Source organism: Pseudoalteromonas sp. Ps84H-4, assembly GCF_024124645.1.
Lineage (GTDB): Bacteria > Pseudomonadota > Gammaproteobacteria > Enterobacterales > Alteromonadaceae > Pseudoalteromonas > Pseudoalteromonas lipolytica_C.
In genome coordinates this window covers 1-1,536 of the sequence record NZ_JAMXSK010000071.1, presented here as the reverse complement: position 1 = coordinate 1,536, position 1,536 = coordinate 1, and the positions used below count along the sequence as shown (strand labels likewise).

The window sequence follows — 1,536 nt, the reverse complement described above, 5'->3', positions numbered from 1 at the left end:
TATCTTCGCGAATGAACTATCGCATTCATTGAGTTCCGCTAGCATTTTACCCCTAAAGACTGTTGATAACGCTTTTACGGGGTATAAATAGCCTTTTTCTATTTCATGCCAGTGCGCTTTATTTAGCGCCCCTGCGGGTATCAAACAATGCAAGTGGATATGCTGACTTAAGTTCTGCCCCCACGTATGCAGTACGCTTGTCATGCCTAACTGACCATGCTTTTTCCGTTTCGCAAATTTACTTAGCGTTTGCCATGTCGCTTTAAATAAACACTGATACAACGCATTTGGGTTATAGTGAGCAATGATATTCAACTCATGAGGGAGCGTAAAAACAAGATGAAAATACCGACACGGTAATAAATCTTCCTGCTGTTTTTGCACCCATTTAGCCGTGGCCATGCCTTGGCAACGCGGGCAATGGCGGTCTCGACAACTACACCCAATTTTTTGCGACTCCCCACAGTTATCACATTGCCATGCTTGATAACCGAGCTGACCTGTTCTACATGATTGCAGGTGCTGACAGACTCGCAGTTGTTGATAGCTCATCGTATGATGCTGCCGATAATGCTCAAGATTTGAATTTAAAATATCAGCGAGATGCAAAGCGCTCATTGTTTAGCCCAACCTGCAAGCAGATCAATGCCGCCATGACCTAACTCTGGTAACCAATGTAAGTAACTTTGTGTGGTTTTAATATCACTATGCCCAAGCTGATGTTGCAGTTGATGAAGTGGCATACCTGATTCAAGTTGGTGTGTTGCATAAGCATGGCGTAGTGCATGTGGATTACAGTGTTTTAAACCACACGCTTGTGCGTGTTTTCTCAATGGCTTCCTAAAGGTCGATGCTGACATCGGTTTATCCATTAACAATCGCGAGTAAAACATCCAACCCGTTGGGTGATACATTTTCCAGTAACAACGTAATTGATTTAGTACGCTATCTGAAACTACAACATAACGTGATTTATCCCCTTTACCTTGTTCAATCAATATGGTTTTTCGCTGTCCATCAATGTTTTGCACTTTAATATGTAGCAGCTCACCAATGCGTAAGCCACAGCCATAGCAAACCACTATTAACGTTTTTAATCGCATATCCGTACAGCTTTCTATCAGTCTTCGCATATCATCACGCGACAAATAGGTGGGTGCGTGCGACCTTGCTTTTGGCAGTGCAATATCTAAGTTCAATGGCCGGTGTAAAATATGTTTAAACAAGAACCAAATGCTGTTTATCTGTACTTTTTGGCTTGATCTAGAAAGTTTGCGAATGGCAGGATCGTTAAAAAAGATATTCAACTCATCATCTGTGACTAAGTCGAGCGGTTTATTAAAGTAATGACTGAGTTTTAGTAAATGTTCACTGTAGTTTTTACATGTACTTTGCGAATAACCTCGATAGGCTATTTCAGTTTTGACTTGTTCAATGAGTGTATTCATGACTTACCTCCAAGTTATGGGATAACCCCAAGGTAAGTGTGGCTCAAATGATAAGAATAGGATCTCCGCGTAGCGGCTTAGTTCAACA

2 protein-coding genes are annotated in these 1,536 nt (G+C 41.5%); both read right to left on the bottom strand.

Annotated elements, in window-relative coordinates; genetic code table 11:
• The coding region (locus NH454_RS22220; protein ID WP_253040210.1) for a transposase zinc-binding domain-containing protein at window positions 1–618 on the bottom strand (618 nt) is incomplete at its 3' end.
• Window positions 615–1,448: a tyrosine-type recombinase/integrase gene (locus NH454_RS22215; protein ID WP_253040209.1), complete on the bottom strand. Its 834-nt coding sequence runs from the start codon at window positions 1,446–1,448 to the stop codon at window positions 615–617. The genes NH454_RS22215 and NH454_RS22220, both read right to left, overlap by 4 nt.
• Window positions 1,449–1,536 lie beyond the last annotated feature (88 nt).